The sequence below is a fragment of the Pseudomonas siliginis genome (genome assembly GCF_024072275.1).
GTDB lineage: Bacteria > Pseudomonadota > Gammaproteobacteria > Pseudomonadales > Pseudomonadaceae > Aquipseudomonas > Aquipseudomonas siliginis.
In genome coordinates this window covers 3,883,673-3,901,289 of the sequence record NZ_CP099598.1, presented here as the reverse complement: position 1 = coordinate 3,901,289, position 17,617 = coordinate 3,883,673, and the positions used below count along the sequence as shown (strand labels likewise).

Here is a 17,617-nt window from a genome sequence, read left to right as displayed (position 1 = left end):
GGACACCGGAAGCCTGCCATGCCTGACAAGCCAGATACGTGGGCCAAGATCATGCTGGCCCTCTCGAACCCGCTATGGCAGGGCGCAATCATGGCCGTCATCGTCTCCCTACTGCGAGTCATGTACGACGCAAAAGAAACCAGTAAGCGCCGGATCCTCTTCGAGGCGCTCATCTGTGGAGCATTGAGCCTGGTTGCGTCGAGCCTGATTGAGTGGATGGCGTGGCCGTCTAGTCTTTCGGTTGCCGCCGGCGGGTCCATTGGGTTCCTCGGCGTGACGGCCATTCGCGAGCTGGTAACCCGCTTCCTTGGTCGCAAGGCGGATGCCGCATGAAAGCCTTCGCTGCAGCAATCATCATCGCCCTGGTCGGCCTGCTCCTCATTGGGATTCAACAGTCACGCGTCGTCGCCCTACGCGGGGAGGTGGCATTCGAAGCCAGCGAGAAGAAGAAGGCGGTCGACGCCAACCTCGAAAGCCAGGCCACGATCACCACTCTACGCGCCGAAGCCCAGCGCAACGCCGATTACCAGAAAGACCTGAACAAGCGGTTGCAGGCCAGTCAGGCCAAAGCCAGAAAGGCGGAGAAGAACTTTGAAGAACTCAAACGCAACAGCAAGCCTGTTCGTGATTGGGCTGCTCAGCCTCTGCCTGACGGGCTGCGCGGTAAAGCCGGCACTGGTAACAAAGACAACGGCAGTAAGAGTCGAACCCCCTGAGCTGATCCCATGCGAGCGTATTGATGAGTCCGTATATGACCTTCGCCTGAATGGCGATGTGTGGCAGCTCAAGGACCAGGCTATCAATCTACTCGACACGTGCGCCGACCAAGTGGACGCCCAGATCAAGCGAAGTCAGAGCAAGTAAGGGGGCCCTATGGCATGCAGTGGATGCGCCGACCGGCGCGAGTGGTTCAAGAAGTGGAGCAAGGTGGCATATGAACGATCCATTGATCTCATTGTTGGAAAGACTGGTGAGCGCCCAAGAGAGCACCGCCCAGTCGATGAGCCAGGTAGCAGAGAGGCTGGACCTGCTGATCCAAGCGATGGGAGAGAATGAGCCAGATGATCCTGATGCCCCGGCTCGGACATACATGGATGGCTCACCATGCCGCTGAGGCCGCAGAAGCCATGCAACGCACAGGGCTGCAACACACTCACCCGCAACCCTCGGTACTGTGATGAGCACGCTCACCTACTGAAGAGCTCTGCCCGTGCCAAGCCTCGCGAGAGCAGCACCAAGCGTCACTACAACTACAAGTGGCAGCAGGCACGGGCTGGTTGGTTGGCGAAGCATCCGTTGTGCCGACACTGCACTGAGCGCGGATTGGTCGTAGTGGCAACGGATGTCGACCACATCATCCCCCACAAGAACGACATGGCACTGTTCTGGGACAATACCAACTGGCAAAGCCTGTGCGGTCCCTGCCATTCGGCCAAGACAGCCTCGGAAGACGGCGGTTTCGGCAATGCGCGGCGCTGAAAACAGAAAACACCCGCGAAAACAGTGAAAAACGGCTCAAATGAGACGAATTCGCACGCCGGGGAGGGGGAGGGTCGAAAGTTCAGGGCTTTTGGCTTCTAGACCGCGCCCTCAATCGTTTTTTTACACCCGCGAAATTAAAAATCCAGGAGTTGCGCGATGGGAGGCACCGCCACGGTCGCCGGCCGTGGTCGCAAACCCAAGCCGACGGCCAAAAAAGCACTGGCCGGAAATCCCGGCAAGCGAGCCTTGAATAAGGCCGAGCCCCAGTTTTCCAAGATTACCCAGATTGATCCGCCGGAGTGGTTCAGTGCTCGGGCAGCCACCATGTGGAACATGATTGTCCCGGAGCTGCTGCGCGAGAACGTGGTGGCAATCACCGATCTGCATAACGTCGAAGCCTTCTGTAGCGCCTATGACAACTGGCGTATGGCTCAAGAGTCGATCGCGCAGCACGGCATCGTTGTCACGGGCGCCACCGGCGGCCCGATGAAAAACCCCGCGCTTACCGCTGCCAACGAAACGATGCGCCAAATGGTGACGTTCGGGTCGATGCTTGGCCTCGATCCAGCCAGTCGAACGCGATTGATCGGGGGGAACAAGGAGAAAGAAACCAACGAATTCGCCAAACTGCTGAGTAGCTGATGACCAAATCCGCCCACCCAAACGTCGACAAGGCGATGGCGTGGGGTCGGTCATTGCTCCGTGGAAAGGTCCCTGCCTGCCGTTACATTCATCAAGCGGTTCAGCGCCACTTCGACGACTTGGCCGCCAGTCGCAAGCGCGGGTTTCGATTCAAGTTCGACCCGGCCAAAGCCGAAAAAAAGCTCAAGCTGATGCAGCTCCTACCGCACACCAAAGGGGAGTGGGCATTCAAGCGTCAGCTGATCACTCTGGAGCCGTGGCAGCTTTTCGGCCTTGCCGTGACATTCGGTTGGGTGAAGAAGAAAGGCGGCCACCGCCGGTTCCGTGAAAGCTACTGGGAAGTGCCAAGGAAGAACGGTAAATCCGTTGTCGCGGGCGGTGTGGGCATCAGCATGTTTGTTGCCGACGGCGAATTCGGCGCCGAAGTTTACGCCGGCGCGACCACAGAGAAGCAGGCGTGGGAGGTTTTCCGCCCTGCAAAGCTGATGGTGAGCAAGTCGCCGATGCTGATCCAGGCCGCTGGTATCGAGGTCAACGCCTCGAACATGAACATTCCATCCGACTTCAGCCGCTTCGAACCACTGATTGGGAACCCAGGCGACGGGGCATCACCAAGCTGCGCGATCGTCGACGAATACCACGAACACCCGACGTCGGCCCAGTACGACACCATGCTCACCGGTATGGGCGCACGCCGGCAGCCGCTGATGTTCATCATCACCACCGCCGGCGCCGATATCGAAGGGCCTTGCTACGACAAGCGCCGCCAAGTGGTCGAAATGCTGGCTGGCACCGTGCCTGACGATGAGTTGTTCGGCTGGATCTGGACGCTCGACGAGGGGGACGATTGGACCGATCCGAAGATGCTGGCCAAGGCCAACCCTAACCATGGCGTCTCGGTGTTCCAAGAATACTTGGAGAGTCAGCAGGCCAGGGCCATACGCTCGGCGCGGTTCGCGAACACCTTCAAAACGAAGCACCTCAACCTCTGGGTGAGCGCGAAGTCCGGGTTCTTCAACATGGAAGACTGGAAATCCTGCGAAGACACCACGCTCACGCTCGAGCAGTTCGAGGGGCAGGAGTGGATTGCAGGCTTCGACCTGGCGCGCAAGTTGGACATGAACTCACGGGCGCGTCTGTTCTGGCGAGTGATCGATGGCAAGACCCATTACTACAGCATCGCGCCGAAATTTTGGGTGCCGTATGACACCGCGTACGACAGCGACAACAAGCGCATGTCAGAACGGTTTCAGGCCTGGATCAACTCCAAGCATTTGGAAATCACGGACGGCGCCGAGATCGATTATCGCGAAATCTTCGAAGACACAAAGGAAGCCAATCATCAGGCGCCGGTTCGCGAGTGCCCAATCGACCCGCATGGTGCCACCGGCCTCAGCCACGATCTCGACGACGAAGGCTTCAACCCGATCACGATCACGCAGAACTACACCAACATGTCGGACCCGATGAAGGAACTGGAGGCGGCGATCACCGCGGGCCGGTTCCACCACGATGGGCATCCGATCATGACCTGGTGTATCGCCAACGTGATCGGCAAAAACATGCCCGGGAACGACGATGTCGTGCGGCCCATAAAGCAGGGCGACGACAACAAGATCGACGGCGCCGTTGCTCTGATCATGTCCATAGGGCGGGTACTGGCGAGCGTCAGCGTCCCTGATACAAGCGGCTTCTACGAAAACCCAATCATGGTAGGAATCTAATGGCGCGCGAAAAGAAGCCTGGGCGGGTCAGATCTGCCTTACAAAATTGGCTCGGCGTGCCAGTCGGTCTCAACGACAAAGCGTTTTGGCAGGAGTGGTTCGGCACGTCCGCCAGTGGCCAGGTGGTAACTGTCGACAAAGCCCTTCAGTTGTCAGCGGTATGGTCCTGTGTCCGATTGCTGTCTGAGACCGTATCAACGCTTCCGCTGAGGCTGTACGAACGTGGGGCGAATGGTGAGCGTGTCGCAGCAAAGAATCACCCGCTCTATGACATCCTCACCAAGCGCCCGAACGCTGAAATGACCCCGGGCCGCTTCATGCTCATGGTTGTGGCCAGTATCTGTTTGCGCGGCAATGCATTCGTGGAGAAGAAGCGCATAGGTACGCGCATCGTAGCGCTGAACCCTTTGCTCCCTCAGCTCATGACCGTCAAGCGTCTGGATACAGGAAGGCTTGAATATAAGTACAACCTTGACGGGAAGCCCCGGGTGATCCCCGAGGATGATCTTATGCACATCCGAGGCTTCGGTCTCGATGGGGTTTGCGGGATGCTGCCGGTATCAACTGGCAAAGAGATCATGGGCGCGGCCATTTCCGCCGAGGAAGCAGCGGCCAAAGTGTTTGCCCAGGGGATGCAGGCTTCCGGGATATTGAGCAGTGATACCGCGCTCAAGCCGGAACAGCGAGAGCAACTTCGAGCGAGCCTTCAGGCGTTCATGGGGTCGAAGAACGCCGGAAAAATCATGGTGGCCGAAGCCGGTCTGAAGTACCAAGGCATCACCATGAACCCAGAAGCCGCTCAGATGCTGGAATCCCGTGCCTACGGCATCGAAGAGGTTTGTCGTTGGTTCCGGGTGCCTCCGTTCATGGTTGGCCACATGGACAAGCAGAGCAGCTGGGCCTCGAGCGTCGAAGGCCAGAACCTGCAATTTCTAACCAACTGCCTGCGGCCTTTGCTGGAGAACATTGAGCAGGAGATCGGACGGTGCCTGCTGGATCGTGACGACCGCTATTTTGCGGAATTCGCGGTTGAAGGCTTGCTACGCGCCGACAGCCAGGGTCGGGCGAGCTACTACAACATCTGCTTGCAGAATGGCTGGATGAGCCGTAACGAGGTTCGGCGTCTTGAAAATCTGCCGCCCATTCCGGGGGGAGACGTTTACACCGTGCAATCGAACCTGCTGCCTATTGAGCAGCTTGGACAGGGAGCAGATAGCGGCGAGCGAGTCAGGGCCGCGCTGTCCGACTGGCTCAACCCAACCGATAAAGGCCGATCCCCCGGCAGTTCTGGAGACTGACCCATGACAATTCGTAGCCTTCCGGCAGCGCCGGCGGGTCGCCCGTGCGCGGGCGTTTCCTTCGATCTGATGCCACAGGCAATGGAGCGCTGGAATTCAACTATCCAGGCTGCTGACGCGGATGCCAAGAACACCATCTCCATGCTCGACGCGATCGGCTTCGATCCATGGTCGGGGGAGGGTGTTACTGCCAAACGTATTTCAGCTGCCTTACGGAGCATGGATGGCGCTGACGTAACTGTGAACATGAATTCGCCAGGTGGCGATATGTTCGAGGGGTTGGCGATCTACAACATCCTTCGAGAGTACAAGGGTCACGTGACAGTGAAGGTCCTCGGCCTGGCCGCCTCGGCAGCATCAATTATCGCAATGGCTGCAGATGAACTACAGGTGGCGCGATCTGGTTTTCTGATGATCCATAACGGCTGGACCATCGCCGCCGGTAACCGGCATCAGTTCCGTGAGATCGCGGACATGATGGAGCCCTTCGACGCCGCCATGGGCGATATCTACTCTGCGCGCACCGGCAGTGACCTGAAGTCGATGCAAAAATTGATGGACGCGGAAACTTGGATAGGTGGCTCTGCTGCCGTTGAACAAGGCTTCGCCGATTCACTTCTCGAGTCCGACTCCATCAAAGAAGGCACCAAGGCACAAGCTGGCCTGATCGCCGCCAGAAAGCTCGATTTGATCCTCGCAAAGCAGGGTATGCCCCGAAGCGAGCGACGTTCATTAATTCAAGAAATCAAGTCAGGCACGCCATGCGCTGCCGGGCCCGGTACGCAAGACGCTGCCGACACGCTGGCCAATCTGGCCGAACCGATAGCCGATCTGGAACGAGCGCTCGCTCGCTTCTCGGCAGCCGCCACCAAATAAAGGAAATTCAGTATGTCCGAACAAGCCCAACTGCTTGCGAAAATGAGCGCCGAACTGGAAAAGGCTTCCAGCGAATTCAGCGCCAAGGCCGAATCTGCCTTGGGCGAGGCCAAGAAGGCCGGCGCCTTGTCAGCAGAAACCAAAGCTGCTGTCGATGAGATGGCCCTGAAGTTCAACACCCTTACCGAGGCTGAGAAGCAGCTCAAGGCCCAGCTCGGCGAGCTGGAGCAGGAGTTCGCTCGAATTCCAACCCAGGCATCCGCCGCTCAGCGCGAAACCCTCGGCGGCACCGTAATTAAAAGCGAAGCCCTCGCCGAATTTGCCAAGAGCATTCAAGGCAATCGCCGCGTCAGCGTTCCGGTCAACGCAGCGCTTCTGAGCACCGGTGTTGCCGAAGGCGTGGTCGAGCCTCAGCGTCTGCCAGGCATTGATGTGATGCCAAAACAGCGTCTGTTCATCCGCGATCTGATTGCTCCCGGCCGTACCACTTCCCCAGCAATTTTCTGGGTGCAACAGACCGGCTTCACCAACGCCGCTCGCGTTGTGGCGGAGAACACCACCAAGCCATACAGCGATATCGCATTCGATACCAAGATCACGCCGGTTACCACCATCGCGCATATGTTCAAGGCCTCGAAACAGATCCTCGACGACTTCGCTCAACTGCAATCGACCATCGACGCCGAAATGCGTTACGGCCTGAAGTACGCCGAAGAGTCGGAGATTCTGTTCGGTGACGGTACAGGTGTGCATCTGCACGGTATCGTGCCGCAGGCCCAAGCTTACTCGGCGGCCTTCGAGCCCGACGCGATGACACAGATCGACCAGCTGCGCCTGGCCATGCTCCAGTCTCAACTGGCACGTCTGCCCGCCAGCGGCCATGTGCTGCACTTCACCGACTGGGCGAAAATCGAGCTGACCAAGGACACCCTGGGTCGTTACATCATCGGCAACCCGTTGAGCCTCGCCGGCCCAACGTTGTGGGGCTTGCCAGTTGTTGCGACTGAACTGGCAGCGTTCCTCGGTAAGTTCCTCACAGGCGCCTTCCAGACCGGCGCCCAGATCTTCGATCGCGAAGATGCCAACGTGGTGATCTCCACCGAGAACGCTGACGACTTCGAGAAGAACATGATCTCGATCCGTTGCGAGGAGCGTCTTGCTCTGGCGGTCAAGCGTCCGGAAGCGTTCATCTACGGCACCTTCGCCACTCCAACCCCTTGATGTAGCGGGGCCGCCCGAGCGGCGGCCCCTCGGAGGCCGACATGAAATTGAAGACCCTCAAACCTCTGTACCTCGGCGGTAAAACTCTGATCGAAGGCACCTCGTTTTTAACCGGCGAACAGCACGGGCGGCAGTTGCTTCAGAAAGGTTATGCCGAACCTGATGACGGCAAGGATGCTGCGGTTGTGGATTTGACTGACTCTGAAGCCGAGCCAACGCCCATGACCTCCACCAGTGTGGTTGCCGACACCAAGCCTGGCACCAAGGCGAAAACCGAAAAGAAAAAGGCTGACTAAGCATGAGCGTGATCGACATTGAACTCGCGATGAAGCATTTGTTGGCAGAGCCGGAAGACCAAGTGCTTGTGCAGGCTCAGCTCGATGCTGCCGAAGAGGCTGCCCAGCAGTTCCTTCAGCGACGGTTCTTTGTCGATCAAGCCGCTGTGATTGCGGCAAAGTCAGAAACCGTCCAACGCACCCGAGCTGCCCGTGACGCTTATGCCGCGGCGGTAGCGCTTGCGGATTTACCCGATAATCATGAATTCCGCTGCCGACTGCGCGAGCAAGCAAGGCAATCGCTTGCTGACACTTATGAATCCATCGACATGGACGAGTACGGCATCGTCATCAACGCCGCGATCACGGCAGCCTGCCTGCTGAAGCTGGGCCACCTGTTCGCGAATCGTGAAGAAGTGGTAACCGGGACCATAGCTACCGAATTGCCTCTGGCCTCCAAGTCTCTGCTGATGCCATATCGCATCCGGATGGGTGTCTGATGAGAGCGGGTCGATTGCGCCACCGAATCACTTTCCAAGCGCCGGCCGAAGTTCAAGATCAGGAATCTGGTGAGATGCTTCCTGGATGGCAAACCGTCTGGGAAAAGGTTCCGGCCGAGGTTTCGGCGCTCAGCGCTCGCGATTTGATTGCAGCGCAGGCGGGCCAGTCCGAAGCGTCCGGGCGAGTCGTGATTCGATACCGCCCCGGTGTCGTACCTACGATGCGCATTATCCATCGTGGTGAAGTGTACGAAATCCAAGGTCAACCAATGCCTGATCCAGTGTCCGGCCTTGAGTACCTAACGATGCTGGTGGCGAAGGGAGTGAATGATGGCTGAAAGCATTGAGTTCAGCCTGATCGGCATCGATTCCCTTCTTGGGAAACTCCAGTCTGTTAACTACGACATCAAGCGGAAGGGTGGCAGATCGGCACTTCGCCGGGCTGCGCAGCTGGTTGCGGAAAACGCCCGGGAAGGTGCCGCCCGACTAGACGACAAGGAAACCGGCAGATCCATTGCCCAGAACATCGCTGTTCGTTGGAATGGTCGCCGATTCAGAGCCACCGGCGATTTAGCGTTTCGCATCGGTGTCCTGCATGGGGCCGTTCTGAAGGATGGGGGGAATAAGGCAGAAAACTCTCCAACCCCGCACTGGCGGCTGCTCGAGTTCGGCACAGAACGGATCCGTGCTCAGCCCTTCCTGCGTACGGCTCTCGCCGACCACATCAGCGCAGTGACCGACGAATTCTTGAGTCAGTACGAAAAAGCGATTGACCGAGCTATTCGCCGTGCGCAGAAAGCCCGAGGAAGCAGCTGATGAATACCGCCCCCATTTTCGCAGTGTGCGCAGCAGATGCTGCGGTCATCGCTTTGCTTGGCGCTCAGCCAACACGTTTATATCCGTTCGGCGAAGCGCCTGAAGGGGTGATCAAGCCATACGCGGTTTGGCAGCTCCTGACCGGCTCGCCAGACAATTATCTTTCGGGCAGGCCGGACATCGACGGTTACACGCTTCAGGTCGATGTGTACGCCACAACGGCAGGTGATGCCAGGGCTGTGACGCAGGCGATAGCCCGCGCGATCGAGCTAAAAGCCAACATCACCCGTTGGGGCGGCGAAACGAAAGACACTGCGACAAAGCTTTACCGGTCGAGCTTCGATATCGACTGGCTTGTACCCAGATAACGAACACCCCCTGAACCAGCCCGCCGAGTGCGGGTTTTTTTGTGCCCGACATTTGGAGAATGCCATGTCGATCCTTTCCCAAGGAACCCAGATCTACGCGCTCGTGCCGTCTGCTTCGAACCCTGCAGTGTTTGAAATCCTCGAGATCGAATGCGCCACCGCGTTCAGCCCTGGCGGTAACCCTGCTGACCAAATCGAAACCACCTGCCTCAGTGGCAAGGTGCGCACCTACATGCGCGGCTTGCGCACTCCCGGTCAGGCGTCGTTGACGCTGAACGCGGATCCCCGTAACGCCTCTCACGTGCGCCTGCATCAGTTGTCCGAAGACGACAGCATCGAAAACATCCACTGGGCAGTCGGCTGGTCGGACGGTACTGGCATCGAGCCGACCGTCGCCGTGGCAGGCTCTCTGGCAGAAATCAGCCTCACTGCTGGCGGCACCGGTTACACGACCGCTCCGACCGTGGCCATCACTGGCGGCGGCGGTACCGGCGCGACTGCAACGGCGATCATTAGTGGTGGCTCGGTGACTGGCTTCAACATCACCAACCCTGGCACCGGTTACACCTCGACTCCAGCTGTTGCGCTCACGGGCGGCGCGGGCACCGGTGCGACTGCGGCGGCTGAACTGGCTGAAAGTAACGACTTCGTGCTCCCGACCGGCCGCACCTGGTACGTGTTCGACGGCTACGTCTCCGATTTCCCGTTCGACTTCTCCGCCAACACCGTGGTCACCACGGCCGCAACCATCCAGCGTTCGGGCGGCTCCGCCTGGATTCGCAAAACCACGAACGTTTAAGGCGCCGCTATGCAGCTGAGTATCAAGGCATTGATGGAAAACGGGGCGTTCACCGGGCGTCCCGTCGAGAAAGAGATCGTCTGGGTCCAGAACGGCACCGAGCTGAAGGCCACGGTCTTCGTTCGGCCGCTGGGATATCGGTCTGCCGTGAGCGACGTGCTGTCGTCTTTCGGCAAACAGGACGGGGCAGCAGGCCGCATTGCCGCGTGCATCTGCGACGAAACTGGCGTGCCGGTTTTCACGGTCGGCGACATTACCGGTGAGGCTGATCCGGAGCGCGGTGAACTGAACAGCGAACTTTCCAAAGCGTTGCTCTCTGCCATTGGCGAGGTAACGCAGATGGGAAAGACGAAAAGCTCACCGACACCGACGAGCTCTGGCACGAAATCGCCATCTCGATCGGCGCAACGGTCGCGGAAGCCCAAGAGCGCGTAAGCCTGGCCGAGTTCCGGAGTTGGAATCGGTACCGCGCCAAGCGCGGGTCTCTCAACTTCGGTATGCGGATCGAGTACGGCACCGCAATGCTGGCCAGCCTGTATGCCAACACCCACACGCAGCATGGTGGCTACACCGTTGTGGACTTCATGCCGCACGAATCGGAGCGTCCGGTAACGCTGGAGGAAGCGATGAAATCGTGGGGGTGAGCGCAGCCCTTTTGTAAGCCCGAACGGGTGGTCTCACTTGGAGTTATAAATGGCCAATTCACTGGGCACGCTGACGCTCGATCTGATCGCGCGCATCGGTGGCTTCACTGGTCCGCTCGACAAGGCCGAGGCCTCTGCTCGCAAGTCCGGCAAAGGCATCGCTGAATCGGCCAACGTCGCGTCGCTGGCATGGACTGCGCTCGGCGAGGTCATCGCTGGGGCGGTGGCGGGCTTCTCGGCCGGCGCCGTGTTTACCAGTTTCATCACGGAAACTCGTGACGCAGAAAAAGAACAGGCGCAGCTGGCGGCCGTGCTCAAATCCACAGGCGAGGCTGCCGGGTTCAGCCGTGATCAGCTGAACGATATGGCCGACGCCATGGAAAAGGCGACCACCTTTTCCGGCGGCGACATCAACCAGGCGCAGACCGCGCTTCTGGCGTTCACCGGCATCGTCGGCGACCAATTTACGCGGGCATTGAAGTCTGCGTCTGATATGGCCGCGCGCACCGGAACATCGGTTGTTCAGGCTGCTGAGACGATCGGTCGGGCGCTTGACGTGCCAACCGATGGCCTCGGTGCGCTGAGCAAGCAGGGATTCAGGTTCACCGATGATCAGAAGAAACTGGCTGAAGCCATGGAGTCGACCGGCGATATTGCCGGCGCCCAAGGCATCATCCTGAAAGCGCTGGAAGAATCCTACGGCGGCGCGGCGGCGGCTGCGCGCGACACGTTCGGCGGTTCCCTGGATGCGTTGCGCAATACCGTTGCCGGGCTGTTGACTGGCGAGGGTGGTCTAGATGGCGCACGTGCTTCCATCGAAGCTGTGAATACAGCTCTTGCCTCACCTGCGGCTCGCACTGCGCTGGGCCTTACCGCTCAGGCGGCAACAGCGCTGGCCGTAGTTCTGGCCACACGCCTTGCTGCTGGTGCGGTGGCAAGCGGCGCCGCGTTCGCAATGGCTCAGGTCGAAGCGGTGCGTTACCAGCTCGCTCTTGCTCGAATGGCAGGCGTGGCTCCCGCAACCGCTGCTGGACTTGTGAGTGTCGGCGTTGCAGCGCGTGGTGCGTCTGCGGCCATGGCGTTGCTTGGCGGCCCGGTAGGGGTTGCCCTGCTCGCGGCCAGTGCTCTGGCGTACTTCGCCATGAGCGGGGACGATGCCGAGGAAACGGCTACGTCCCTCGGCCAGAAAGTCGACCTGCTGAATCAGTCGTTCGACGGGTTCACGAAGAACCAGGCTGCCGGCGCGCTGCAGGACATCAACAAGGATTTGATGGATGCCCAGCTGCTCGCGATCGATGCGGAAAGCTCGGTGGCCCTATATCAGCGACTGCTACGTGAGCATCCTGATGACTCACGTCAGCGAGAGTGGAATGAGTCGCTGGTCACCGCGCAGGCCGAACTGGACACCGTACGCCAAAAAGCTGAGGCCTACGGCAATCAAATCAAAGTGCTCAACGGAATCATCGCTGCACCGGTTTCCGTCGAGCAGTCGAAGGCATTCAAGGAACTCGCAAAAAACCTCGACGAACAGATCCTGTTGTCGGGCAAGAAAACCACCGCTGACAAGCTTGCTGCCCGCATTGGTGCCGGTCTGGTTACAGACCTCAAACAGGGCGAGGGTGATCTGCTGATCGCCAAAGCCAAAACACTGGATGCCAGTGAGGCCGCGCTCGACGCTCAGAAGAAATACGCCGCCGAGGCTTTGCAGGCTTCGAAGGCTGCGGAATCTGAAGCCAAAGCGCTGGCGAAGCGCGGCGACGATGCGGCTACGGATTACCAGCGGCAGATCGCGCTGATCAATACTAGCGGCGAGGCGCAGAAGAAGGCCACCGAGACGGACAAGCTCCGTTTCGAATTGGCGTCCGGCAAGCTGACCGGTCTGAACGCTGAACAGCAAAAGCGCTTGCAGGGCTTGGCTGCCGAGATCGACGCCCTGCAAAGCCTGAAGGTTGCGAACGAGGAAGAAGCGAAAGCGGCTGCATTCGCGGCGACGCTGAAATCTGCCAACGACACCACTCGTTCCGGATTCGACATGGAGCTGGCTGGCGCCGGCATGGGCGACAAGGCCCGCGACCGGCTGCGCGAGGATCTCGCCATTCAGCAGGATTACAACCAGCAAATGGCGGATCTGCAAAAGCAGATGAACTCCGGCGATATCACCAAGGAGCTGTACGACAAGGAAACCGGTTTGCTCAAGGAGGCCTTGGCAGAGCGGATGGTGCTGCAGCAGGACTTTTACAACCGTCAGGACGATGCGCAATCAAGCTGGGTAGATGGCGCGTCGGATGCATTCAACGACTACGTCGACAATGCCCGCGACCTGACCACCCAAACACGGCAGGCATTCAGCTCCCTTTATGACGGCCTCACCGACGCGGCTGTCGAGTGGGCATTCGGCGCTGACATGACCTTCAAGGACGTCGCGACCAGCTTCGCGAAGATGATCGCCAAGATGGCCTTGCAGTCGGCGGCGTCCAACGTATTCGCCAGTGTTGCGGGCAGTGCAGTCGGTGCAGCGTTTGGCGGCGGTGGCGGTGCAGCGGCATCGGCGGGCAGCACGGCCGCAGGATACAGCAGCGCATACGGATTCTCTGACGGCGGGTACACCGGAGATGGTGGAAAGTTCGAGCCGAAGGGCGTTGTCCATGGTGGCGAGGTCGTGATCCGCAAGGAAGTGGTACAGCAACCAGGTATGCGGCGGTACCTCGAGCAACTGAACAAAAACGGAAAGGGCTACGCCGATGGCGGTTTCGTCGGATCGTCTTCTGGAGCCGGCGGCGCACCGTCGGCGCCAGGTGTGGTTATCCAGCAATCGTTCGCGATCCAGGGTGCTGACTCTGGCGCGACGCCGCAGGATTCTCAGGCGCTCGGACAAGCCTACGCCGACGTTGCGCGTCGCGGTGCCCAACAGGAAATCGCAAAAGAAAGCGCAGTAGGCGGATCAATCTGGAGGCTCGTAAATGGCCGTTGAGACTTTCACCTGGTGCCCACTGATTTCTACCACCAGCGCCCCGGAGTATCGGAACCGAAGCTCTAAATTCGGCAGCGGTTACGAGCAGGTAGTGGGAGATGGCCCGAACAATCGGGTTGATTCGTGGCCGCTGACCTTTGTCGTGAAAGAGGCCGTCGCGGTGCAGATCAAGGGGTTCCTTGATCGTCACGCTGGGCACAAGTCGTTCTTCTGGACACCGCCACTCGGTGAGCTCTCGTTCTTCCGCGCGACCGCTCCAACCATTACCCCCAACGGCGCCGGCGTATTCACGCTGGCGACCACCTTCACCCAATCGTTTCTTCCATAAGGGGCAACCATGCCGCTGATCAGTGACATCCAGGTGCTTGAGCCTGGCAGCGAAGTGCTGCTCTTTGAACTGGACGGGACGGACTACGGCGCGGATGTTCTGCGCTTTCATGGGCATTCAATTCCGCATACACCGGCCGAACTGATCGCTGCCGGCGCCGATGCCGACCAACTGCCGGCGAAGGCGATCTACTGGCAGGGTAACGAATACAGCGCCTGGCCGATGCAGATCGACGGCATCGAAACCAACGGGGACGGCACTGCGGTTCGTCCGACTCTGTCGGTTGGCAACGTCAAAGGGCGCATCACCGCACTCTGTCTGGCGTTCGAGGATCTGCTCGAGTTCAAGTTGACGATGCGCCATACGCTCGGGAGTTACCTAGACGCGGCGAACTTCCCGGCCGGCAACCCAACGGCCGACCCTACCCAGGAGACGATCGAGGTCTGGTACATCGACCAGAAAACGAACGAGGACGGGGAGAACGTCAGTTGGGAATTGGCCAGCCCGGGCGACGTGGGCAATGAGGCGATCGGACGCCAAGCCACGACCCTTTGCCATTGGTGTCTCACCGGCGGGTATCGCGGGCCGAACTGCGGTTACACCGGCCCGTACGTCACGAAGGACGGCGTCATCACCGACAATCCTGAGCTTGACCAATGCGACGCCACACTGGGCAAGGGCTGTATCCCGCGCTTCGGCGAAGGAAACCCGCTGCCGTTCGGTGGCTTCCCGGCCGTTTCCCTGATCGCACGGAGCTGACATGCGAAAGCACATCTTGAATGCGATCCAGGCGCACGCGGCGGCCGAGTACCCGAAAGAGTGCTGCGGTCTGCTGCTGGCGATCGGGCGCAAGCAGCAATACTTCCCCTGCATCAACGTCTCGACCGAGCCGAACGAAGAGTTCCGAATCGACCCTGAGCAGTACGCAGCAGCCGAGGACATCGGTGAGGTGATCGGCGTGGTGCATTCGCATCCGGACGCTACCAGCAGGCCGTCACCGCGCGACCTCGCCATGTGCGAAGCGACTGCGATGCCCTGGCACATCCTGAGCTGGCCAGAAGCCGATCTGCGCACCATCGTGCCGACCGGCGAAGTCCCTTTGCTGAAGCGGCCATTCGTGCACGGGGCCTGGGACTGCTGGCAGGTTTGCGCCGATTGGTACAAGCGCGAATGGGGGCTGGAGTTTGAGGCCTTCAAGCGCGCCGATGGCTGGTGGGAGAGCAAGGAAAACACCAGCCTTTACGAAGCGAACTACGAGGCCGCCGGTTTCTACCGCGTGGACCAGCCGCAGCGCGGTGACATGATCGTGATGCAAGTGGGGCGCACGGTTTTCCCGAACCACGCCGGGATTTTCCTCGGCACTGATCCGAAGCTGCCGGGCGAAGATGCCGAGACGTTCGGCCCCGGCCCGTTCCTGCTGCATCACCTATATGGCAGACCATCTGAGGTCATTGTCTTCGGCGGGCCATGGCTCGACCGCATGCGGCTGGTGCTTAGGCACAAAGATATTGCAAGCATCTAGGTTAATCTGATGCTTGCATTCTGGGTTTCCAGGTCTATTATGCAAGCATGGCGAATTGGAGATGCTTGCATGTCAGATAAAAACGAATCGAAAGCAGTTGGCGGAAAAGCTCGGGCGAAGGCGCTTTCTCCCACTGAAAGGTCAGCGATTGCGAAGGCCGCAGCGAATGCAAGGTGGGGTCTGACTGTTACGCATAAAGGCAGCTTCCTTGACGCCTTCGGAATCGATGTGGACTGCTATGTCCTAAACGATTTGAAAAAAACAGCCGTGATAAGTCAGCGCGGAATGGCTGAAATCCTGCTCAATGCTGATTCCGGCGGCAGTGCATTACCGCGCTTTGCCAAGGGCCAAACGGTCTCGAAAGCCTTGGGAGCGGAAATCCTTGAAAGGATAGATAACCCTTTGATTTTCAAGGGTGACCACGCGGGAGCGGGAGCTCAGTTTCAGGGGCAAATTAACGGTTACGAAGTGGGGCTGTTGATTGATATTTGCCAAGCTCTCATCATGGCAGATGGACGAGGCGAGCTTGTACCGCGATACCGTTACGAGCGAATCGTCAATCAAGCTCGAATCATTCTAGGGGCATCCGCGAAAGCTGGTATTCAAGGGCTGGTTTACGCTCTTGCTGGCTATGATCGGACAAAAGAAGATGTAATCGAAGCGTACAAACTCTACGTGAGAGAAGAGGCGCGTGAATACGAGAAAGAGTTTTCGCCGGAGCTATATGAGCAATGGTATCGGCTGTACGGCCTGACGAAGCCTGAGCGCGGTCGCCCCTGGGAATTTAAGTATCTGACGATGGACCATATCTACAAGCCCCTCGCTCGCAGCCATGGCAAGGTCTTCGATCTCGCCAAATCAAGCAAGCAGATCAACGGCGAGAAGGGTGACAAGGTCCACATGTTTTTGTCTGAAATTGGCGTGAAGGCTTTGCGAACCCAAATTGGTAAAATTATTGGTATCGCGACGGTTTCAGACTCAAGAGCTGAATATGAAAAATACATCGCTGAAAAGATCTATGGCCAACAGAGCCTAGACCTCAGAGAGTGATGGTATGAGACACGCTCAAGCCCGGCCCAGCGCCGGGCTTTTTCTTTTCCGCCTGCGCCAGTGATATCGTGCATCCTTTCCCACAGGAGTGACCTGCATGAAATTGATCGTAGGAGCGCTGGCGGTAGCGCTGTTGGCGGGGTGTACGTCGCCCGGCGACGTGAAGAAGAATGACCCGACAATCAGTGCTACAACTGGCAAGTCTGCCAAGAAGTACGCGCTATGCGTTTTCCCAAAATGGCAAGAGCAGCGCTCGACGGCGACAATGTCCGAAACTGAGAACGGATATCGGTTGGTGATTGCTACCGACATGATGACGGATGAGGTTCTTGAGGTTTCCAGTGCTGGATCCGGCAGCAAGGTCGCCTTATACCAGCGGATGCCGTGGTCCAAGATGTGGGGCCGAGGCGCGTTGGAAGCCGCTGTCCGCGAGTGTTTGTGACACGATCAAATCAATCAAACCGCCATATGGCGGTTTTTTTTCGTCGGGAGAAAATGCGTAATGGCGGCGACAGCGTCGAATCCTTCAATGACAACCATCCTACTATCAGGGCCTCTGGCAAAACTGTTCGGGCGCACTCATTACCGGGAACTTGGAACAAAGTCAGTGAGCGAAGCCTTTAAAGCTTTGAAATGCACGCTCGATGGATTTGAGCAGGCGATCAAAGATTTAGATCTGCGCGGCATGCGTTTCGCGATTTTCCGTAATAAAAAGAACGTCGGCGAGAAGGATTTCTCATTGGGCGGCACACAGGAAATTCGTATCGTCCCGGTGATTACGGGGAGCAAACGCGCCGGAGTACTCCAAACAATCATTGGGGTGGTGCTCATCGCGGCTTCTTTCTTCGCGGGCGGTGCTGGGCCGACCCTCTTTTCAGCAGGTGTTGGTCTGACCATTGGTGGTGTCGTGCAACTTCTCAGCCCGCAAGCGACTGGACTGAAGCAAAGCGCCTCCCCCGAAAACTCCCCTTCCTACGCCTTCGGCAGCGCTAAGAACACCACAGCCAGCGGCAACCCGGTACCGATCTGCATCGGCGAACGCCGGTGGGGTGGGATGATCATCTCGGCTTCGATCCTGGCTGAAGACAAAGTGTAATCAGG

At 58.8% G+C, this 17,617-nt stretch carries 23 protein-coding genes; all 23 read left to right on the top strand.

Annotation, left to right across the window (positions count from 1 at the left end):
* Window positions 1-18: 18 nt before the first annotated feature.
* The 23 genes from NF676_RS17875 to NF676_RS17770 all read left to right on the top strand — a co-directional run bounded on the left by NF676_RS17875 (window position 19) and on the right by NF676_RS17770 (window position 17,612).
* Window positions 19-333, top strand: a complete 315-nt coding sequence (locus NF676_RS17875) for a phage holin, lambda family (RefSeq protein WP_252886508.1) — start codon at window positions 19-21, stop codon at window positions 331-333.
* Window positions 330-716 (top strand): hypothetical protein, encoded by a 387-nt coding sequence (locus NF676_RS17870; RefSeq protein WP_252886507.1) that lies wholly within the window; start codon window positions 330-332, stop codon window positions 714-716. Before NF676_RS17875 ends, NF676_RS17870 begins: the two co-directional genes overlap by 4 nt.
* Window positions 717-1,104: 388 nt before the next feature.
* Window positions 1,105-1,479: an HNH endonuclease signature motif containing protein gene (locus tag NF676_RS17865; RefSeq protein WP_252886506.1), complete on the top strand. Its 375-nt coding sequence runs from the start codon at window positions 1,105-1,107 to the stop codon at window positions 1,477-1,479.
* Between the two features lie 159 nt (window positions 1,480-1,638).
* Complete coding sequence (locus tag NF676_RS17860; RefSeq protein WP_252886505.1) at window positions 1,639-2,124, top strand: phage terminase small subunit P27 family; 486 nt, start codon at window positions 1,639-1,641, stop codon at window positions 2,122-2,124.
* Window positions 2,124-3,848, top strand: a complete 1,725-nt coding sequence (locus NF676_RS17855) for a terminase large subunit (protein WP_252886504.1) — start codon at window positions 2,124-2,126, stop codon at window positions 3,846-3,848. The genes NF676_RS17860 and NF676_RS17855 overlap by 1 nt, the downstream gene beginning before the upstream one ends.
* A complete protein-coding gene (locus NF676_RS17850; RefSeq protein ID WP_252886503.1) occupies window positions 3,848-5,146 on the top strand; it encodes a phage portal protein in 1,299 nt (432 codons plus the stop codon). The genes NF676_RS17855 and NF676_RS17850 overlap by 1 nt, the downstream gene beginning before the upstream one ends.
* 3 nt (window positions 5,147-5,149) lie before the next feature.
* Window positions 5,150-6,022, top strand: a complete 873-nt coding sequence (locus NF676_RS17845; protein ID WP_252886502.1) for a head maturation protease, ClpP-related — start codon at window positions 5,150-5,152, stop codon at window positions 6,020-6,022.
* Window positions 6,023-6,034: 12 nt separating this feature from the next.
* Entirely contained in the window at window positions 6,035-7,243 is a 1,209-nt protein-coding gene (locus NF676_RS17840) for a phage major capsid protein (RefSeq protein WP_252886501.1), read from the top strand.
* Between the two features lie 41 nt (window positions 7,244-7,284).
* Window positions 7,285-7,539, top strand: coding sequence for a hypothetical protein (locus NF676_RS17835; RefSeq protein ID WP_252886500.1), 255 nt, complete (start codon window positions 7,285-7,287; stop codon window positions 7,537-7,539).
* Between the two features lie 2 nt (window positions 7,540-7,541).
* Window positions 7,542-8,018 (top strand): head-tail connector protein, encoded by a 477-nt coding sequence (locus NF676_RS17830; RefSeq protein ID WP_252886499.1) that lies wholly within the window; start codon window positions 7,542-7,544, stop codon window positions 8,016-8,018.
* Window positions 8,018-8,356, top strand: coding sequence for a phage head closure protein (locus NF676_RS17825; RefSeq protein WP_252886498.1), 339 nt, complete (start codon window positions 8,018-8,020; stop codon window positions 8,354-8,356). Before NF676_RS17830 ends, NF676_RS17825 begins: the two co-directional genes overlap by 1 nt.
* Window positions 8,349-8,834 carry an HK97-gp10 family putative phage morphogenesis protein gene (locus tag NF676_RS17820; RefSeq protein WP_071171808.1) on the top strand — a complete coding sequence of 162 codons (486 nt, stop codon included), beginning with the start codon at window positions 8,349-8,351 and terminating at the stop codon, window positions 8,832-8,834. Before NF676_RS17825 ends, NF676_RS17820 begins: the two co-directional genes overlap by 8 nt.
* Window positions 8,834-9,202: a DUF3168 domain-containing protein gene (locus tag NF676_RS17815; protein WP_122507153.1), complete on the top strand. Its 369-nt coding sequence runs from the start codon at window positions 8,834-8,836 to the stop codon at window positions 9,200-9,202. Before NF676_RS17820 ends, NF676_RS17815 begins: the two co-directional genes overlap by 1 nt.
* Before the next feature lie 64 nt (window positions 9,203-9,266).
* Window positions 9,267-10,001, top strand: a complete 735-nt coding sequence (locus NF676_RS17810) for a phage tail tube protein (RefSeq protein ID WP_435406580.1) — start codon at window positions 9,267-9,269, stop codon at window positions 9,999-10,001.
* A gap of 9 nt (window positions 10,002-10,010) precedes the next feature.
* A complete protein-coding gene (locus tag NF676_RS17805; protein WP_252886496.1) occupies window positions 10,011-10,436 on the top strand; it encodes a phage tail assembly chaperone family protein, TAC in 426 nt (141 codons plus the stop codon).
* Window positions 10,388-10,645: a phage tail assembly protein T gene (locus NF676_RS27805; RefSeq protein WP_435406608.1), complete on the top strand. Its 258-nt coding sequence runs from the start codon at window positions 10,388-10,390 to the stop codon at window positions 10,643-10,645. The genes NF676_RS17805 and NF676_RS27805 overlap by 49 nt, the downstream gene beginning before the upstream one ends.
* 49 nt (window positions 10,646-10,694) lie before the next feature.
* The gene (locus NF676_RS17800) at window positions 10,695-13,616 is read left to right on the top strand and encodes a phage tail tape measure protein (RefSeq protein ID WP_252886495.1); all 2,922 of its coding nucleotides are present in this window, start codon (window positions 10,695-10,697) and stop codon (window positions 13,614-13,616) included.
* Window positions 13,606-13,944 (top strand): phage tail protein, encoded by a 339-nt coding sequence (locus NF676_RS17795; RefSeq protein WP_252886494.1) that lies wholly within the window; start codon window positions 13,606-13,608, stop codon window positions 13,942-13,944. Before NF676_RS17800 ends, NF676_RS17795 begins: the two co-directional genes overlap by 11 nt.
* A 9-nt stretch (window positions 13,945-13,953) precedes the next feature.
* Window positions 13,954-14,703, top strand: coding sequence for a phage minor tail protein L (locus NF676_RS17790; RefSeq protein ID WP_252886493.1), 750 nt, complete (start codon window positions 13,954-13,956; stop codon window positions 14,701-14,703).
* Window position 14,704: 1 nt separating this feature from the next.
* Window positions 14,705-15,466: a C40 family peptidase gene (locus NF676_RS17785; RefSeq protein ID WP_252886492.1), complete on the top strand. Its 762-nt coding sequence runs from the start codon at window positions 14,705-14,707 to the stop codon at window positions 15,464-15,466.
* Window positions 15,467-15,535: 69 nt separating this feature from the next.
* On the top strand, window positions 15,536-16,516 hold the full coding sequence (locus NF676_RS17780; RefSeq protein WP_252886491.1) for a P63C domain-containing protein: 981 nt from the start codon (window positions 15,536-15,538) through the stop codon (window positions 16,514-16,516).
* Window positions 16,517-16,613: 97 nt separating this feature from the next.
* Window positions 16,614-16,958: a hypothetical protein gene (locus NF676_RS17775; protein WP_252886490.1), complete on the top strand. Its 345-nt coding sequence runs from the start codon at window positions 16,614-16,616 to the stop codon at window positions 16,956-16,958.
* 60 nt (window positions 16,959-17,018) lie between these two features.
* Window positions 17,019-17,612, top strand: coding sequence for a tail assembly protein (locus NF676_RS17770; protein ID WP_252886489.1), 594 nt, complete (start codon window positions 17,019-17,021; stop codon window positions 17,610-17,612).
* Window positions 17,613-17,617: the final 5 nt, after the last annotated feature.